This is a genomic window from Streptomyces sp. WMMC500 (assembly GCF_027497195.1).
GTDB lineage: Bacteria > Actinomycetota > Actinomycetes > Streptomycetales > Streptomycetaceae > Streptomyces.
This window is the reverse complement of the sequence record NZ_CP114905.1, coordinates 5,678,906-5,694,813: the sequence shown is the minus strand read 5'-3', so window position 1 is coordinate 5,694,813 and position 15,908 is coordinate 5,678,906. Positions and strand designations below refer to the sequence as shown.

13 protein-coding genes are annotated in these 15,908 nt (G+C 73.1%); 6 read left to right on the top strand and 7 right to left on the bottom strand.

All coding sequences use genetic code 11. The features are described from left to right. Both O7599_RS24515 and O7599_RS24510 read right to left on the bottom strand, forming a co-directional pair. Positions 1 to 876 (bottom strand): ABC transporter permease, encoded by an 876-nt coding sequence (locus O7599_RS24515; protein ID WP_281617769.1) that lies wholly within the window; start codon positions 874 to 876, stop codon positions 1 to 3. Next, a complete protein-coding gene (locus O7599_RS24510) occupies positions 873 to 1,889 on the bottom strand; it encodes an ATP-binding cassette domain-containing protein (protein WP_281617768.1) in 1,017 nt (338 codons plus the stop codon). The genes O7599_RS24515 and O7599_RS24510 overlap by 4 nt, the downstream gene beginning before the upstream one ends. A 682-nt stretch (positions 1,890 to 2,571) precedes the next feature. Between O7599_RS24510 and O7599_RS24505 the strand changes: the two genes are divergently transcribed. After that, positions 2,572 to 3,213, top strand: a complete 642-nt coding sequence (locus tag O7599_RS24505) for a hypothetical protein (protein WP_281617767.1) — start codon at positions 2,572 to 2,574, stop codon at positions 3,211 to 3,213. A gap of 64 nt (positions 3,214 to 3,277) precedes the next feature. Here the strand turns inward: O7599_RS24505 and O7599_RS24500 are convergent, their stop codons facing one another. Next, positions 3,278 to 4,804, bottom strand: coding sequence for a DUF6801 domain-containing protein (locus tag O7599_RS24500; protein WP_281617766.1), 1,527 nt, complete (start codon positions 4,802 to 4,804; stop codon positions 3,278 to 3,280). A gap of 98 nt (positions 4,805 to 4,902) precedes the next feature. Beyond that, the gene (locus tag O7599_RS24495) at positions 4,903 to 5,487 is read right to left on the bottom strand and encodes a hypothetical protein (protein ID WP_281617765.1); all 585 of its coding nucleotides are present in this window, start codon (positions 5,485 to 5,487) and stop codon (positions 4,903 to 4,905) included. Between the two features lie 532 nt (positions 5,488 to 6,019). Here O7599_RS24495 and O7599_RS24490 point away from each other — a divergent pair. Together O7599_RS24490 and O7599_RS24485 are read left to right on the top strand one after the other, a co-directional pair. Then, positions 6,020 to 7,231: a PucR family transcriptional regulator gene (locus tag O7599_RS24490; RefSeq protein ID WP_281617764.1), complete on the top strand. Its 1,212-nt coding sequence runs from the start codon at positions 6,020 to 6,022 to the stop codon at positions 7,229 to 7,231. Between the two features lie 318 nt (positions 7,232 to 7,549). Beyond that, positions 7,550 to 8,800 (top strand): helix-turn-helix domain-containing protein, encoded by a 1,251-nt coding sequence (locus tag O7599_RS24485; RefSeq protein ID WP_281617763.1) that lies wholly within the window; start codon positions 7,550 to 7,552, stop codon positions 8,798 to 8,800. Positions 8,801 to 8,845: 45 nt separating this feature from the next. Here O7599_RS24485 and O7599_RS24480 read toward each other — a convergent pair whose 3' ends face one another. After that, positions 8,846 to 9,310, bottom strand: coding sequence for an SCP2 sterol-binding domain-containing protein (locus O7599_RS24480; RefSeq protein ID WP_281617762.1), 465 nt, complete (start codon positions 9,308 to 9,310; stop codon positions 8,846 to 8,848). An 81-nt stretch (positions 9,311 to 9,391) separates the two neighbouring features. Between O7599_RS24480 and O7599_RS24475 the strand changes: the two genes are divergently transcribed. Further along, positions 9,392 to 10,063 carry a TetR/AcrR family transcriptional regulator gene (locus O7599_RS24475; protein WP_281617761.1) on the top strand — a complete coding sequence of 224 codons (672 nt, stop codon included), beginning with the start codon at positions 9,392 to 9,394 and terminating at the stop codon, positions 10,061 to 10,063. On the opposite strand, the gene O7599_RS24470 is transcribed toward O7599_RS24475, so the two are convergent. Both O7599_RS24470 and O7599_RS24465 read right to left on the bottom strand, forming a co-directional pair. Next, positions 10,046 to 10,984, bottom strand: coding sequence for a MaoC/PaaZ C-terminal domain-containing protein (locus tag O7599_RS24470; protein WP_281617760.1), 939 nt, complete (start codon positions 10,982 to 10,984; stop codon positions 10,046 to 10,048). The two genes, O7599_RS24475 and O7599_RS24470, sit on opposite strands and share 18 nt — an antisense overlap. A 16-nt stretch (positions 10,985 to 11,000) precedes the next feature. After that, entirely contained in the window at positions 11,001 to 12,344 is a 1,344-nt protein-coding gene (locus O7599_RS24465; RefSeq protein WP_281617759.1) for a 3-oxoacyl-ACP reductase, read from the bottom strand. 108 nt (positions 12,345 to 12,452) lie between these two features. On the opposite strand from O7599_RS24465, the gene O7599_RS24460 reads away from it, so the two are divergent. Together O7599_RS24460 and O7599_RS24455 are read left to right on the top strand one after the other, a co-directional pair. Continuing rightward, complete coding sequence (locus O7599_RS24460) at positions 12,453 to 13,808, top strand: acetyl-CoA C-acetyltransferase (protein WP_281617758.1); 1,356 nt, start codon at positions 12,453 to 12,455, stop codon at positions 13,806 to 13,808. A gap of 25 nt (positions 13,809 to 13,833) precedes the next feature. After that, on the top strand, positions 13,834 to 15,741 hold the full coding sequence (locus tag O7599_RS24455; protein ID WP_281617757.1) for a long-chain fatty acid--CoA ligase: 1,908 nt from the start codon (positions 13,834 to 13,836) through the stop codon (positions 15,739 to 15,741). Positions 15,742 to 15,908: the final 167 nt, after the last annotated feature.

Here is a 15,908-nt window from a genome sequence, read left to right as displayed (position 1 = left end):
TCAGCCTCCCTTCGGAGGGACGACCTGGAGGTAGATCGACGTCAGGACGGTGTTGACGAAGAACAGCAGCAGGAAGGTGATGACGACGGACTGGTTGACCGCGTCGCCCACGCCCTTCGGGCCGCCGCGCGGGTTGAGGCCGCGGTAGGCGGCGACGATGCCGGCGATGAAGCCGAAGATGAGCGCCTTGATCTCGCTGATGTAGAGGTCGGGGAGCTGCGCGAGGGCGGAGAAGCTGGCGAGGTACGCGCCGGGGGTGCCGCCTTGCAGGATGACGTTGAAGAAGTAGCCGCCGAGCGTGCCGACGACCGAGACCAGGCCGTTGAGGAGGACCGCCACGCCCATGGTGGCCAGCACCCGGGGCACGACGAGCCGCTGGACGGGCGAGACGCCCATGACCTCCATCGCGTCCAGCTCCTCGCGGATCTTGCGGGAGCCGAGGTCGGCGCAGATCGCCGAGCCGCCGGCGCCGGAGATCAGCAGCGCCACGATCAGCGGCGACGCCTGCTGGATGACCGCGAGGACGCTGGCGCCGCCGGTGAAGGACTGGGCGCCGAACTGCTGGGTGAGCGAGCCGACCTGGAGGGCGATCACCGCGCCGAAGGGGATCGACACCAGGGCGGCGGGCAGGATCGTCACGCTGGCGATGAACCAGAACTGCTCGACGAACTCGCGGAACTGGAAGGGCCGCTTGAAGGTGAGCCGGGCGACGGACAGCGCCAGCGCGAACAGCTTCCCCGTCTCGCGCAGCGCGCCGGCGCCGGGCACGGTCCGGGCCGGGCGCGGCTCCTCGTGCGCGGCGGCCTCCGGCGCCTCGTCCGGGTCCGGGTCCGGCGGGTCCGGCGGCTGCGGCACCGGCGGCAGGGTGGCGGTCACGGCCGCTCCTCGGGGACGGCCGGCATGGTCAGCGTCCGTGCCTCGGCGACGGACGTGCCGAGGCCCGCCACGATCGCGTTGCGCGCGGCGGTCGGCAGGTGCGCCAGCATCCCGAGCACCCGCTCCCGGTGCCGGCCGACGGCCTGCCGCGGGGGCATCCCGGGCGACGGCTCCAACTGCGGCACGATCTCGCGCACGCCGTTGCGCGTGGCCGCGGCGTCGAAGCCCTCGGCGGCCAGCGTCGCCGCGTCCTTCTCCTCCGACATCCCGATGGGGCCCAGCCGGCTGCCGCTGAGGAACTGCGCCACCACCGGCTCCTCGCTGGTGAGCAGCACCTCGCGGGGCCCGAAGGTGACGAGGTGCCGGCGGAAGAGCATCCCGATGTTGTCGGGGACGGTGGAGGCGATGTCGATGTTGTGGGTGACGATCAGCATCGTCGCGTCGATCTGCGCGTTGACGTCGATGAGCAGTTGCGAGATGAACGCCGTACGGACCGGGTCGAGACCGGAGTCCGGCTCGTCGCAGAGCACGATCTCCGGGTCGAGGACGAGCGCGCGAGCCAGCCCCGCCCGCTTGCGCATGCCGCCGGATATCTCGCCCGGGAGCTTTCCCTCGGCCCCGCCGAGGCCGACGAGGTCCATCCGCTCCATGACGATGCGGCGGATCTCGGACTCCTTCTTGCGGGTGTGCTCGCGCAGCGGGAAGGCGACGTTGTCGAAGAGGCTCATCGAGCCGAACAGCGCGCCGTCCTGGAACATCAGCCCGAACTTCTTGCGGGCCTCGAAGACGTCGCGCTCGCGGTCGTTCACCATGTCGACGCCGTCGACGAGGACCTGCCCCTCCTCGGGCTTGAGCAGGCCGATGAGCGACTTGAGGAACACGGTCTTGCCGGTGCCGGACGGGCCCAGCATCACGCTGACCTCGCCGGCCGGCAGCGTGAGCGTGACGTCCCGCCAGATGTTCTGGCGGCCGAAGGACTTCGTCAGGCCGTCGACGACCACTTCGATACCCATCACAGCCCCCAAGCGGGTGTACGGCGGCGGCCCTGTACACCCCGGCCGGTCCCGTCAACTCCGGTGCGGGCACAGCACAACACGGCCGTCGCCGGGGTGAGCCCGTCGTCCGCGACGACTGGCAACCGGTGACAATCCCGGGGCGCGGCCTTGTCTCCGCATGAGCAAAGAGGAGCGGGCCTGGCCTTGCCGCCGAGCGACGCGTGTTCTGCCGTGCACATGCGTGCATCACTCCATGAGGGGTCCAGCAGCAGCCGGTGCGGCCTCTGCGCCTACGAGTTCCGCGCCGCGGCGGAACCCGACTTCTGCGGTGCGGCCTTGCTGGGGGACGGGCTGCACGAGCACCTGCGGGGGGAGACGCTACGCACGGGTAACCGGCGAATCAATAGCCATGGCAGGGAAAGTCACCGGCTCCTTACCAGCGGGTATTTTCTTGTCGTCCGCTGAGCAGTCCGCCGTGCCGTTTTGTCAGCGCGTGACAAAGTCCCGAAGGGCCGGGCGATGCTCACCCGGCAACACATCGGGCGGCCCCGATTCTCACCGCATGACAATGAAGTCGCCCATTTCGAGATCGCCGCACCGGGCACATTGCCAGCCTTATTACCGGCGCGTAGCATTCCCACGCCGACAGTCGGCAATACCCCAACGCGGGCTCCCCACAACGACATTGAGGAGATTCTCGATGGCCAGACGGTTGACTCTGTCGAGAGGGCAGAGGAATCTGAGCCGCGCGGTACTGGCGCTGCTCGCGGCGGCGGGCTTCACCGTAGCCACCTCGGGCACGGCGAACGCCGCGCCCGTGCGGCTCGACTATCCGCTGTCCGGCACGACGCACCTCGCGGGCACCGACTCGGACCTCGAACTGGGCCCGGGGAAGCTGGAGACCACCGTGGACCTGGCCACCGGTGCGCTCACCGCGAACACCAAGCTGCCGCCGGCCACCGGGTCGTTCAAGACGCTCGACCTGATCCCGGCGACGGCGACCACCGAGTTCATCGAGACCGAGCCCACCGCGGGCACCATCAGCAACGCCACCGGCGAGGTCAACACCGTCTCGAAGCTCACGCTGCGGATCACCGAGCTGAAGGTCGCCGGGCTGCCGATCTGGGTGGGCAGCCGCTGCCAGACCGAGGTGCCCGCCGAGATAGCCCTGAAGTCGGACCCGGGGTTCAACCCGTTCAGGGGCGGCACGCTCAGCGGCACGTACGCGATTCCCGACTTCGAGCACTGCCTGCTCGCCACCCCCCTGATCAACGCGATCATCCCGGGTGAGGGGAACACCATCAGTCTGAAGCTCGGCGCCGCGCAGGCGCCGACGGGCTGACGTCCGGAGACGACGGCTCGCCCGGCTTCCCTCGCGGAGGGAGGGAACCGGGCGAGTCTCGCGCTCAGTCGTGGACGGGCAGATCGGGGACCACCGGCTTGCACGGACTCCTGCACAGCCTGGACTGTTCCAGCTCGACGTAGTTTCCGGGGCCGGAGAGAGCCGCCGTGAAGACGGCGTCCAGGTCTTCACCGCCCGTGCCGCAACCGGTGAAGGGCGGCACCGTCACCAGGCTTTTCAACGTGCCGCCGATGAAAACCTGGTAGTCCGGATACTTGCCTTTGAGTACGACGTCGAGGGGCCGGCTCGTGCGGCAGTCGTCGCCCACGTCCAACGGCACCCCGTTCACCTTCACGTCGTAGATCCTCAGGGACTGGTAGAAGCCCGCCGTGGTCTCGTTGGTCTCGATGAAGCGGAACTGCTCGGTGACGATCGTCATCGGCTCGTTCGTGAACTCGACCTTTCCCGAGACCGGCATGAATCCGAAGGTCAGGAATGTTGCCGCGGAGTCCGGAAGCGTGAACTCCGCGACGCTGCGGGTGCCGTTGTAGAAGTCGGGTCCGAAAATCATCTGCTTGTTCAGCATGACGCGCACGCTGTCGACTTCCGGGGCGCGCGGATCGTTGGCGATGAGCGCGCCGTCCAGCTTCTTGGAGTTCACCATGCCGACCGCGGCCGTGCAGTTGTAGACGCCCGGGAAGTCTCTGATGATCGAGCCCGGCGGGGGTTCGATCAGCCGGTCGGGGTCCAGCTCCGCCGTCGGCGGCTGGTCCGCGGGGCACTCCTTGGCGTCGACGGTCTCGGCGGGCGCGTCCCCGGGAGCGGCTCCCACGCCGGCGTCCGCGCCGCCGGGCCCGGTGCCGCCGGCACCGGGAGTGCCCTGCCCCGCACCGCCGTCGTCACCGCCGCTGTCGCCGCCGCTGTCGTCGCCGCCCGGGGTGCCGGACTCGTCCTGACCGGCGACCGTCGCCAGGGTGGCGTCCTGGCCGTCGGCGACGACGCAGGTGAGGGTCGCGGCCGCGGGGTCGGCCGGGTCGTCCGGCGGGGACGCCGGATCGGCCGGCGGCGAAGAGGTGCCGCCCGGCGCCGCCGGGGTCCCCTGGAGTTCCAGGGTCAGCGAGCCCAGGGTGAAGACCACGTCGCCGGAGCCGCCCGCCGTCGCCGACGACATTCCGCCGGAGAACGACACGGTGGCCGTCCCGTCCGCGGCGACCTCCGCGGGCTCCGCCGTCACGCCCGCCCACGGGTAGTCGGCGGACTCCTGCCCCTGCGCCACGGTCATGGCGACCGACGCCGACCCGGCGACGGCCGTCCCCTCGTCGGCCGGCAACCCGTCCAGCAGCCCGCCGCCCAGCGTCGCCGACATCGTCAGATCGCCGGGGCGGATGGCCTCGCCGGGACGTACGGACGCCGGGAAGGACCCCGTGAACTCGACCGTGGTGTCGACGGCTCCACCGCCGGCCGGCTCGCACACGTAGCCGGCGGAGACCGAGACGGTCCCCTCCTGGGCCGCCGAGCCGGCAGCCGGGAGCGTTCCTGCGACGAGCGCACCGATGGCGATCACGGTGAGCCGCCCGGTACGTGGACTCATCGAACTCCTTCCGGCGTGGGTGGAACGCGGTGGGCCCGGGACCGGCGGCCGACCGGGAACTCGGGTCGGCCGCGGCCCCGGGCCGGGCCTGCCGGGCGTCAGTCCAGGGTGATGGTCTGGTCCGGCGAGACGTCGTAGGTGCCCGTGAACGCGGCGTGGTCGCCGTCGTTGATGATGCCCAGGCAGTCGGCCTCGTGGGCGGTGAGGTCACCGTCCTGCACCACGAGCTGGCTGGTCGCGTTGTCGAAGTACCCGGTGACCTCACCCTCGTCGGTGGGTCCTGCGGGGCCGGCGAACGTCGCCGTGCAGATGCCGTCCGGGTCCGAGATCTTCGCGATGATCCCCGAGATCGACCCCAGCACGCGGTCGGGGTTGGCCGGGTCGACACCGGTGACGTTCAGCTCCCAGGGCAGCGCGACCGACGTGTCGACGTCGAACACGACTCCGGCCACGGAGCAGTTCGTGAACGTCAGGTTGGTGATGCTGCCGATGCCGGCGCCGTCCAGGCCCGACCCGCTCTTGAGCGTCCCGACCGCGTCCGAGTCGGTGCAGAGGAGGAGGGCGTTGGGCACCTCGAGTTGGGTGTTTCCGGAGTGAGCCGTGAACGGTCCGCCCGGAGAGACCGTCCAGGTCGCCTGCGCGGTCGCGGAGGCGGAGCTGACCGTGAAGCCGACGGCCGCCATGAGGGCCGTTGCTGCGACTGCGGCGCTTCTCGTGAGTCTTCGCACTGCGATTCCCCTCGTGAGTTGAAGTGACGGTTCTGGGCCGCTGCGCCGTCCGCCTCCCGGGAGCAGGCGGCGCGCGGCAAATCGAAACCGTGGAGCGATCCGGGCCCGGCATGGACCACAAAGGATGCCCCGACCAGCGCCTTGCAGGGGGGTACGCTACGTACGAGTAACAAGTGAACGCAATACCTCGAACAGGGAATCGGGGAACTTCGTTACGGCCGGGTATTTTCTTGTCAGCCGCGCAGCATCCCGCCGCCGGAATTTGTCGCCTGGTGCGCAATCGAAGCCGTTCCACTCCCGTACGGCCGCCCCGCGCCGCATGCTGGTCCGCGGCACGTGTGCGCCCCCGTCCGGCCCCGGCCGCGCACCCGGCACGGCCCACCCCCACACCCGACTCACCGCCCCGTCTCACTGCCCCGTCTCACCGCGCCACCCGCAACGGAGCCCGTCGGCCGGCGCCCCGCCCCGGGTGGGAGGAGCCATGCAGATGCCAGACGCAGGTCCCGCCGCCGGGCTCGTCGAGCCGCCCGAGCCGCTGCCGCCCGAGTTCGCCGCGATCATGCGGCCGGAACTGCCCAGCCTCGTCGAGGAAATCGCGCAGGAGATCAGGAGGGGCATCCCGGAATACGACCAGTTACTGGAAGGCCCGTACGGCGAGGTATTGCACCAAGGTGTGGAACAGAATCTCTCCGCATTCGTCGAGCAGGTGGCGAACCCGAAAACCCCGACCGCCCGCAGGGACGAAATGTGCCGCCGGCTGGGCAGGTTCGAGGCGTACGAGGGCCGCAGCTTCCAGTACCTGCGCTCGGCGCTGCGCATCGGCGCCCGCGTGGCGCTGCGCCGTGCCAAGACGGTGGGCGCCCGTTACACCATCTCCCCCACCCTGATGGCGATGTTCGCCGACGCCGTCTTCGCCCACATCGACGCGATCGAGGAGCTGTGCCGCGAGGGCTACCGGGAGGCGCAGTCCGGGCCCGAGGACGCGGAGGCGCGGCGGCGGCGGTTGCTGCGGCTGCTGCTCGCCGGCGGGACGCTGCTCCCGGCCCACCCGGCGGTCACCGAACTCGCCGAGGAGGCCGCCTGGCCGCTGCCCGAGGTGGCGACCCCCGTCGCGCTGGCCGCGGACCGCCGCCCGGAGGCCGGGGCGCTCGACGCCGACGTGCTCGGCGAACTCGCCGACCCGCAGCCGCACCTGCTCGTGCCCGGTCCCCTCACCGCGGAGCGCCGCGCCATGCTGGCCGCGTCGCTCGCCGGCTGCCGCGCCGCCATCGGCGTGACGGTGCCGCTCGCCAGGTCCGCGGACTCGCTGCGCTGGGCCCGGCAGGCGCTCGGCCACGCGGAGACCGGCATCGTCCGGGACGACCCGGTGTTCGCCTGCGACGACCACATGCTCACCCTGTGGCTCATGGCCGACCCGCCGCTGGCCGAGGAGCTGGCCCGCCGGCAGTTGGCGCCGCTCGCCGGCCACACGCAGGTCCGGCGGGACCGGCTGGTCGACACGTTGCGCGTCTGGCTGACGACCCGCGGCACGGCGGCGCGGATGGCGCGGATGCTGCACGTGCACCCGCAGACCGTGCGCTACCGGCTGCGCAGACTCCACCAGTTGTTCGGCATGCAACTGGACGACCACGACGTACGGTTCGCGGTGGAGGTCGCGGTGCGGACGCTGCATCTGCGGCAGCGGGACGACGACGGCTGAGCGCCGCGGCGGGCAGCCGGCACCCGGCCGGGCGGGCGGCCGGGCACGGGCCGCGAACTATCACCGGCATACAAAAGATGCGTACAAGCGCTTGCCCGGTGAGTAGTGCCGCATCCACTCTGTGTTCGCTACAACGTTCCTCCCGGTAACACGACGAGCCACGCGCAACACCGCGGTCACCGGTGCGCTGCCGGAGGCCCGCGGATCTTCATCCGAACAGTGAGCCGCCGGCACCACCCGTACCGGAGGGCACCTGACTCGCACACCCCCCACCGGGTCGGTGTCCCCTGCCTCGCCGGCGGCGTGAGGGGTAGACCTATGCCGTCCGAAGTGCAGGCGATCGCAGTGGCCGAGCCGCCCGAGCCGCTGCCGCGGGAGCTGGCCGCCCTGATCCGGCCCGAGTTACCGAGCCTCTACCGCGAGATCGTCGCGGCGATCCGCCGCGCGGTGCCCGAGTACGGTCTCCAGCAGGGCGAGGCATACGACCAGGCGCTCCGGCTCGGCGTGCGGCAGTCGCTGAACACCTTCACCGACCGGGTCGCCACCCCCCGCAAGCGGGCCGCCAACCTCGCCGAGGTGCACCGAAGACTCGGCCGGTACGAGGCGCAGGAGGGCCGGAGCCTCGACGCCCTGCAGTCGGCGTACCGCATCGGCGGCCGGGTCGCGTGGCGGCGCGCGATGCTCGTGGGCGAGCGCAACCACCTCGCCTCGCAGGTCATGAACGCCTTCGCCGACGCCCTGTTCGCCTACATCGACGAGCTGTCGGAGCTGGCCAGGGAGGGCTACCTGCAGGCGGAGGCCGACTCGGCGGAGCGGCTGCGGAGCCTGCGCAGGCGGCTGCTGCGGACGCTGGTCGCCGAGCCGCCGGTGCCGCGCCACACGATCGAGGACCTCGCCGCGCAGGCCCGCTGGGAGTTGCCGGACGAGGTGACGCCGGCCGCCCTGGCGCCGGCGGAGCGGCTCGCCTCACCGTCCGCGCTCCCCGACGACGTGCTCGCCGACACCGCGGGCCCGCACCCGTACCTGCTGATCCCCGGCCCGTTCGACGACGAACGCCGCGAGGCCCTGGACGTCGCGCTCGGCCCGGCCGGCGTGGCCGTCGGGCTCACCGTGCCGCTGCACAGGACCGCGGACTCGCTGCGCTGGGCGCGCCAGGCCCTGGACATGGTCGACTCGGGCGCGATCCGCGCCCCTTCGCCGGTACGGGTCGAGGACCACCTGCTCACCCTGTGGCTGCTGACGGACCCCGCCCTCGTGGAGCAGATGGCCGGCCGTCAGCTCCAGCCGCTCGCCGCCGTGACGACCGGCCGGCGCGAACGGCTGGTGGAGACGCTGCGGGTCTGGCTGACCACGCGCGGCACCGCGGGGCGCATCGCGGAGCAACTCCACGTCCACCCGCAGACGGTGCGCTACCGGATGCGCACCCTCGGCCAGCACTTCGGCGCGCAGCTCTCCGAGCCCGACCGCCGCTTCGCGCTGGAGGCGACGCTGCGGGCGCTGTGGCTGCGCGACCAGGCGGACCTGCCGTCGGCGGGCCCGATCACGGGACATACCAAACCGCCGAGCTGATCGACTGGCAGGGCAGGACCGTGTGGGACAGGGGCGTCGCCGCGCTCAGCCGGCCTTGGGGATGTCGAACATGCCGGTCAGCTTCAGCGCGAGCGCCACGTCGCCGGTGACCTTCAACTTCCGCGTCATGAACAGCTTGACGGGCCCGGCGTTCCCGGACGTGACCTTCAGGAACTCCTCGTCACCCATCTCCAGCGTCACCCGTGGCCGCCGGTCGCCGCGCCCCTCCCGCACGGCACAGGCGCCGCCCGACACCGTGACGTCGTACACCACCTCGGTCACGCCCGCGATCTGCCAGCGGATGACCGCGTCCAGGTCCCCGGCCCTCTCCGGCTGGAACTGCTGCTCCATCCGCCCGAAGACCTCCCCGACGACCCGGCCGCGCAGCGCCTCGTCCCGGCCCAGCTCCTCGATCTCCCGCGAGGACAGGCCCCTGATGATGCGCGCGTACTCGTCGGGAGACACCGCGGCGAGGTCCAGGCCCTCCAGGCCCGGCGTGTCGTCGGTCATCTGCACACCCCATCTTTTCTTACCGAACAGTAGACTTACCGAGTAGTTAAATATAGGAGGGGGCAGAGTAGGCTCGCAAGCGTGACCGAAAAGCGCAGGCAGCGGCTCCCCCGGCAGGTACGGGAGCAGCAGATCATCGACGTGGCGGTACAGGTCTTCTCCAAGCGCGGCTACCACGCCGCCTCCGTGGACGAGATCGCCGAGCTCGCCGGGATCTCCAAGCCGATGGTCTACCTCTATCTGGAGTCCAAGGAAGGGCTGTTCATCGCCTGCCTGCGGCGCGAGGCGGAGCGGCTCGTGGCCGCGTTCCAGGGGGCCGCGGAGGGGGTGCTCACGCCGGAGCTGCGGCTGCGGGCGGGGCTGCGCGCGTTCTTCTCGTTCGTCTCCGAGCACCGCGACGGATGGGTCGTGCTGCACCGGCACGCCGCCGAGCTGAGCGAGGCCATCGCCGCCGAGTCGGCGCAGGCGCGGCGCGCGGTGATGGCCGAGGTCACCGCGCTGGTACGGACCGGGATCGAGGAGAACGGCGGGCCCGCCCGGCTCGGGGACGAGGACGCCGAGTTCGTCGCGCACGCCATCGTCGGCGCGGCGGACGCGCTGACGGACTGGATGGCCGAGCACCCCGCCGAGTCGCCGGAGGGCATGACGCGGCGGCTCATGAACATGATCTGGGTGGGCATGCGCAACGTGCTCGGCGGCGAAACCTGGACCCCGCCGCCACCGCCGCCGGGCGCGTCAGCCGCCGAGGGGTGAGAGGGCGCCGCGCAGATGCGCGCGGGCGCCGTCCGCGTCCCGTACGTCGAACTCCCAGCCGCCCGCCGCGTGTCCGGTCCGCTCCGCGCGGAAGCCCACCGCCGCCGGCAGCAGCACCGGCGCGCGGAACGCCACGTCCACCGTGTACGCCCCGGGCAGCTCGTCCGCCAGCGCCGCCAGGCAGCGCGCCTTGGTCCACATCCCGTGCGCGACCGCGCGCCGGAAGCCGAACAGCCGGGCGGCCAGCGGGTGCAGGTGGATGGGGTTGCGGTCGCCGGAGGCGGCGGCGTACGCGCGGCCCAGCGAGCCCGGCAGGTGCCAGGTCTCCCGCCGCGCCGCGCCGGTGAGGTCCGGCGCCCCGGTGCCGTGGGCGGACGCCTCCCCGGTGCCGGTTCCGGTGCCGCGGCCGCGGCCGGGGCCGCGGCTCAGGTACGTGCTCGTCGAGCGCCACACCGTCTCGCCGTCGAGGCGCGCGTGGGCGGCGACGGGGAACGCGGTGCCCCTGGGGTGCGGCCGCGCGGGGCCCGTCGCGACGACGTACGTCAGCCGCTCGCCGGCGTCGACGGGGCGCAGGTGCTCGACGCGGTTGGCCAGGTGGACGAGGCCGGGCAGCGGGAAGGGGAAGTCGCGGGCGGTCATGAGGGACATGGCCAGCGGGAAGGCCACGACGTGCGGGTACGTGGCCGGCAGCCGGCCCTCGTCGGGGAAGCCGCAGACGGCGGCGTAGCGGCGCAGCCGGGCGGGGTCGGGGCGTACGCCGGGGAGCACCAGGCGGCGTTCGGGTACGGCGGGCGGCCGGGCGACGGCTCCCGTCTCTCCCGCAGCACCGGCTTCCGTCTCCGCCCCGTACGCCGCCCGTCCCCGCCGCTTCGGCACCACCGCCCGCGCGTACAGCGGCAGCAGACCCGGTGCCCTGCTCAACTCCCGTGTCTCCACCTCACGCCCCCAGCAGCGACTGGCCGCACACCCGCAGCACCTGTCCCGTCACGGCCCCGCTGCCCGGCGCCGCCAGGTACGCCACCGCCTCCGCCACGTCCACCGGCAGGCCGCCCTGCTTCAGGCTGTTCATGCGGCGCCCCGCCTCGCGGACGACCAGCGGGACCGCCGCGGTCATCCGCGTCTCGACGAACCCGGGCGCGACCGCGTTGACCGTCACGCCGCGTTCGGCCGCCGCCGGGGCCGCGGCCCGAACGTAGCCGATCAGGCCCGCCTTGCTCGCCGCGTAGTTGGTCTGGCCCGTGTTGCCCGCGATGCCGCTGATCGAGGACGTGCACACGATCCGGCCGTCCGCGCGCACCAGTCCGTCGCCGAGGAGGCGGGCGGTGAGGGTCTCGACGGCGGTGAGGTTGACCTCGACGACCCCCGCCCACTGCTCGGCGCGCATCCGTCCCAGCGTCTTGTCGCGGGTGATGCCCGCGTTGTGCACGACGACGTCGACGCCGCCGTGGTGGTCTTCCAGGTACGCCGCGAGCCGGGCCGCGGCGTCCGGCGCGGTGATGTTCAGCTCCAGCGCCCCGCCGGCGACCCGGGCCGCCGTCCGCGCCAGTTCCGCGCCCTGCACGGGCACGTCCAGGCACACCACCTGCGCCCCGTCCCGGTGCAGCGTCTCGGCGACCGCCGCGCCGATCCCCTGCGCCGCGCCCGTGACCAGCGCCGTCTTCCCGGCCAACGGCCGCTCCCAGTCCGCCGTCCGCGGCACCGGCGCCGCGCCCGTGACCCGCAGCGCCTGCCCCGAGACGTACGCCGAGCGCGCCGACAGCGCGAACCGCAGCGTCGACTCCACCCCGCCCTCGGCGCCCGGCGCGACCAGCAGCAGATGCGCCGTCGACCCGTCCCGCAGCTCCTTGCCCACCGACCTGACGAACCCGTCGAGCGCCTGCTGCGCCACCGCCTCCCCGGGTGCGGCGGCGTCCTCCGGCGGCGTGCCGACGACCACGACGCGCCCGCAGGGCGCGAGTGATCGTATCCGGGGGTGGAAGAAGTCGTAGAGCTCCCGCAGCCGCGCGGAGGAGTCGATGCCGGTGGCGTCGAAGACCAGCGCCCCGGCCCGTACGGCCTCCTCGGACCCGGCCTCCGCGACGTCCGCGCCCGCCGCGTCCAGCAGCTCACGCAGCGTCTTGCGCATCCGGCCGCCGGCCGCGCCGCCGAGCACGACGGGCCCGCGGGCCACGGGCCGCCCCGGCCGGTACCGCTCCAGTCGCGCGGGCCGCGGCAGGCCGAGCCGCTTGGCGACGAAGGCCCCGGCTCCGCGGCTCGTGAATTTCTGGTAGCGATCGGCCATTGGCTTTCCCCTTACGCCTGAGTAAGTTTACTCCGGAGTAAGGAAGCGTAGGAACGGAGCCCCCCACGGCACAAGAAGCCGCGGGCAAGCGAGGGACGGAGCGCAGCGATGACCACACCGGCGCAGCCGGGCGTACGTACCGGCGGCGGCGCGCGCCGCGTCGCGATCGTCGGCGGCAACCGGATCCCCTTCGCCCGCGCGGACGGCGCGTACGCCACCGCGTCCAACCAGGAGATGCTCTCCGCCGCCCTCGACGGCCTCGTCGAGCGGTACGGGCTGCGCGGCGCACTGCTCGACGAGTTCGTCGCCGGCGCCGTGCTCAAGCACAGCCGGGACTTCAACCTCGCGCGCGAGGTCGTCCTCGGCAGCGGGCTCGACCACCGCACCCCCGCGTACGACATTCAGCAGGCGTGCGGCACCGGCCTCCAGGCCGTGCTGCTCGTCGCCAACAAGATCGCGCTCGGCCAGATCGACGCGGGCGTCGCCGGCGGCGTCGACACCGCGAGCGACGCGCCGCTCGGCCTCAACGACGGTCTGCGCCGCGTGCTGCTCCGCGCCCGGCGGCAGAAGTCGCCCGGCCGGCGCGTCGCCGCCCTCGCCGGCCTCCGCCCGCGGCACGTCGTCCCCGACATCCCGCGCAACGCCGAGCCGCGCACCGGTCTTTCGATGGGCGAGCACGCCGCGCGCACCGCCCGCGAGTGGCGGGTGCCGCGCGCCGCGCAGGACGAGCTGGCCGCCGCCAGCCACCGCCGGCTCGCCGCGGCGTACGACGCGGGCTTCTTCGACTCCCTGCTCACGCCCTTCCGCGGACTGGACCGCGACGAGAACCTGCGCCCCGACTCCACGCCGGAGAAACTGGCGCGCCTGGGGCCGGTGTTCGGCGCCGCGGAGCCGGACGCCACCATGACCGCGGGCAACTCCACCCCGCTGACCGACGGCGCGGCCACCGTGCTGCTGGCGAGCGAGGAGTGGGCCGCCGCGCGCGGGCTGCCCGTGCTGGCGTACCTCACGCACGCGCGCACCGGCGCGGTCGACTTCGTCGAGGGACCGGACGGGCTGCTGATGGCCCCCGCGTACGTCGTGCCGAAGCTGCTGGCCGCCGCAGGGCTGAGGCTCGCGGACCTCGATCTGTACGAGATCCACGAGGCGTTCGCCTCCCAGGTGCTCGCCACCCTCGCCGCGTGGGAGGACCCCGTGTTCTGCGAGGAGCGCCTGGGCCTGGACGGCCCGCTGGGCGCCGTCGACCGGGAGCGGCTGAACGTCGCCGGCTCCTCGCTCGCCGCCGGGCACCCCTTCGCCGCGACCGGCGGGCGGATCGTCGCGACGCTGGCGAAGCTGCTGCACGAGCGGTCGGCGGAGCGCGATGCCGACGGCGGCGGGCCCGGTGCCGCCGCGCCCGTACGCGGTCTGATCTCCGTCTGCGCCGCCGGCGGCCAGGGCGTCACGGCGCTGCTCGAAGCCTGAACCTCCGCTACCCGAAGGAGCGATCGTGGGCGTACGAAAGGATCTCAGGACCGCGAAGAAGCGCTCGGATCTCGCCGAGCGCGCCCCCGTCGACGTCCGCACCGACGGCGGCGTCGTACGCGAGGCCGCCGCCCCGCGGCTCGCCGCGCCGCCCCCCGCGAGCGGCAGCGCCGTCGCCGACATCCCCTACACCAACGCCGCGGAGGACCCCGGCGCCGCGGTCATCCGCCGCAAGACCGGCGGCCGGTGGGTGCCGGTCACCGCCGCGGCGTTCGCCGCCGAGGTCACGGCGGTGGCCAAGGGGCTCGTCGGCGCGGGGCTCGAACCCGGCGGCCGGGTCGCGATCATGTGCCGGACGCGGTACGAGTGGTGCGTGCTGGACTTCGCCGTCTGGGCGGCCGGCGGCCAGTCCGTACCCGTGTACGCGACCTCCTCGGCCGAGCAGGTCGCGTGGATCCTGCGCGACTCCGGCACCCGCTTCGTCGTCACCGAGACCGCCGCGAACGAGCGGACGGCCCGTACCGCCGCCGCGGACGCGCGCGTCTGGCAGCTCGACGCGGGCGGCCTCGACGAGCTCAGGGAACTCGGCCGGGACGTGCCCGACGACGAGATCGGCAAACGCCGCGCCGCCCTCACCCCCGACACCATCGCCACCGTCTGCTACACCTCCGGCACCACCGGCCGCCCCAAGGGCTGCGTCCTCACCCACGGCAACCTGTACGCCGAGGCCGCCAACAGCGTCGAACTGCTGCACCCGATCTTCAAGGAGGTCACCGGGCAGACCGCCTCGACGCTCCTCTTCCTGCCGCTGGCCCACATCCTCGGCCGTACGATCCAGATCGCCTGCCTGTCCGCGCGCATCGAGATCGGCCACTGGCCGTCGATCAAACCGGACGAGCTGCGCCCGGAGTTCAAGGTCTTCAAGCCGACGTTCCTCGTCGGCGTCCCGTACCTGTTCGAGAAGATCCACGACACCGGGCGGGAGATGGCCGAGAAGCTCGGCCGCGGCTCGTCGTTCGACCGCGCCGACCGCATCGCCGTGCGCTTCGGCGAGGCGCACCTGAACAGGTTCCTCGGCACCGGCAGGGGCCCCGGGGTCGGTCTCTCGCTGGCGTGGGGCCTGTACGAGCTGCTGGTCTACCGGCGCATCCGCAAGGAGCTGGGTGGCAGGCTCAACTACGCCATCAGCGGCGGCTCCCCGCTGGACCGCAACCTCAACCTCTTCTTCTACGCCGCGGGCATCGTCATCTACGAGGGCTACGGCCTGACCGAGACCACCGCCGCCGCCACCGTCACCCCGCCGCTGCGCCCCCGCCCCGGCACGGTGGGCCGGCCGCTGCCGGGGACGGCGGTCCGGATCGCCGACGACGGGGAGGTGATGGTCAAGGGCGGCATCGTCTTCGGCGAGTACTGGCGCAACGCGGAGGCGACCCGGGAGGTGCTGGCCGACGACTGGTTCGCGACCGGCGACCTCGGCGCGCTGGACGAGGAGGGCTACCTGACGATCACCGGCCGGAAGAAGGACATCCTCATCACCACGGGCGGCAAGAACGTCTCGCCCGCGGTGCTGGAGGACCGGCTGCGCAGCAGGCCGCCGGTGGGCCAGGTGATGGTCGTGGGCGACGGGCGGCCGTACGTGGCGGCGCTGGTGACGCTGGAGCCGGAGGCGGTGGCGCACTGGCTGGGGGTGCGGAAGCGGCCCCGGGACACGCCGCTCGGGGAGCTGCGGGACGACCCGGAGCTGCGGGCGGAGGTGCAGCGGGCGGTGGACTACGCGAACGAGGCGGTGTCGCGGGCGGAGTCGATCCGCAGCTTCGTCATCGTGGACGGGGAGTTCACGGAGGAGAACGGGATGCTGACGCCGTCGCTGAAGGTGAAGCGGCACGCGGTGGCGGAGGCGTACGCGACGGAGATCGAGGGGCTGTACGGGTGAGCCGCCGCGCGGCACGGGCGGGGCGTGCTCCGCCGACGGGCCGCGCCGGTGGCCCGGCGACGGGCCGGACGCGCGCGTCGCGGCGCGGTGCCCGGGGCCGTACGTACGCCCCTGGGCGCGCCGCACGGCGGCCCGGAGGTGTCCGCCGTGCCGCGCCGCAGCACGCC

Coding starts and splice junctions, on each gene's coding strand:
- O7599_RS24510 (WP_281617768.1), bottom strand. CDS start 1,889: ATGGGTATCGAAGTGGTCGTCGACGGCCTGACGAAGTCCTTCGGCCGC.
- O7599_RS24505 (WP_281617767.1), top strand. CDS start 2,572: ATGGCCAGACGGTTGACTCTGTCGAGAGGGCAGAGGAATCTGAGCCGC.
- O7599_RS24500 (WP_281617766.1), bottom strand. CDS start 4,804: ATGAGTCCACGTACCGGGCGGCTCACCGTGATCGCCATCGGTGCGCTC.
- O7599_RS24495 (WP_281617765.1), bottom strand. CDS start 5,487: ATGGCGGCCGTCGGCTTCACGGTCAGCTCCGCCTCCGCGACCGCGCAG.
- O7599_RS24490 (WP_281617764.1), top strand. CDS start 6,020: ATGCCAGACGCAGGTCCCGCCGCCGGGCTCGTCGAGCCGCCCGAGCCG.
- O7599_RS24485 (WP_281617763.1), top strand. CDS start 7,550: ATGCCGTCCGAAGTGCAGGCGATCGCAGTGGCCGAGCCGCCCGAGCCG.
- O7599_RS24480 (WP_281617762.1), bottom strand. CDS start 9,310: ATGACCGACGACACGCCGGGCCTGGAGGGCCTGGACCTCGCCGCGGTG.
- O7599_RS24465 (WP_281617759.1), bottom strand. CDS start 12,344: ATGGCCGATCGCTACCAGAAATTCACGAGCCGCGGAGCCGGGGCCTTC.
- O7599_RS24460 (WP_281617758.1), top strand. CDS start 12,453: ATGACCACACCGGCGCAGCCGGGCGTACGTACCGGCGGCGGCGCGCGC.